The sequence below is a fragment of the Glaciihabitans sp. dw_435 genome (assembly GCF_018449675.1).
In the GTDB taxonomy this organism is placed as follows: domain Bacteria; phylum Actinomycetota; class Actinomycetes; order Actinomycetales; family Microbacteriaceae; genus Glaciihabitans.
In genome coordinates this window covers 1-1,098 of sequence record NZ_JAAVUZ010000046.1, presented here as the reverse complement: position 1 = coordinate 1,098, position 1,098 = coordinate 1, and the positions used below count along the sequence as shown (strand labels likewise).

1 protein-coding gene is annotated in these 1,098 nt (G+C 61.5%); it reads left to right on the top strand.

Annotation, left to right across the window (positions count from 1 at the left end):
• Positions 1-104: 104 nt before the first annotated feature.
• On the top strand, positions 105-1,098 hold a 994-nt coding region (locus HB677_RS18185; protein WP_213817155.1), incomplete at its 3' end, for an IS481 family transposase.

The window sequence follows — 1,098 nt, the reverse complement described above, 5'->3', positions numbered from 1 at the left end:
TGTACTGCCCAGGGACGTTGGTTGATGTGTGACGTCTTGATATGACGAAGACCTCCGGTGGAGGGTGGAGCTGTCTAGTTCCCCAACCCAGTCCGGAGGTCTTCGTGTCTCACGCTAATGCTGCTCTTGCTCCCGTTCAACGACTCCGCATCGCGCGGCTGATTGTCGATGAAGGATGGCCGGTCGCGCACGCAGCGATGTTCTTCCATGTGTCGTGGCCGACCGCGAAGCGGTGGGCCGATCGGTATGCGGCGATGGGTCGCGACGGGATGACCGATCGGTCGTCACGTCCGCACCGGTCGCCGAATCGCACGAGTCAGGAGCTGGTGCGCAAGATCGTGCATTTGCGGTGGAAGAAACGCTTGGGGCCGGTCGCGATCGGAGCCAAAGTTGGGATGCCGGCGTCGACCGTTCACGCGGTTCTGGTCCGAGCGAGATTGAACCGTTTGCATCATGTCGATGTCAGAACCGGTGAGCCGATCAGACGTTACGAGCACGACTCGCCCGGTGCGATGATCCACGTCGATGTGAAAAAGATCGGCAATATCCCTGACGGCGGCGGGTGGCGATACGTCGGTCGACAGCAAGGCGTGAAGAACCGGTCGGCGACAGCGAAGCGCACCGGGCGACGAGGGATCGCTGGTGATCTAACCGTCGGGACCGCCTTCGTCCATACCGTGATCGATGACCATTCGCGGGTGGCTTATGCCGAGATCCACGACGACGAGAAATCAGAGACCGCCATCGGTGTCCTGCGGCGGGCAGTGGCGTGGTTTGCTGCCCGCGGTGTCACCGTTGAACGTGTGCTCTCCGACAACGGCTCCGCCTACAAGTCTCACGCCTGGCGCGACACCTGCAGCGAATTGAATATCAAACCGAAGAAGACCCGTCCCTACCGCCCGCAGACCAACGGGAAGATCGAGCGCTTCCACCGCACCCTCGCCGAAGGGTGGGCATTCTCGCGCCACTACAACAGCGAGTCAGCCCGCCGAGCAGCACTCCCGGCGTGGCTACATGAATACAATCACCACAGGCCCCATACCGCTATCGGAGCAAAGCCACCCATCAGCCGATTAACCAACCTGCCTGGGCAGTACA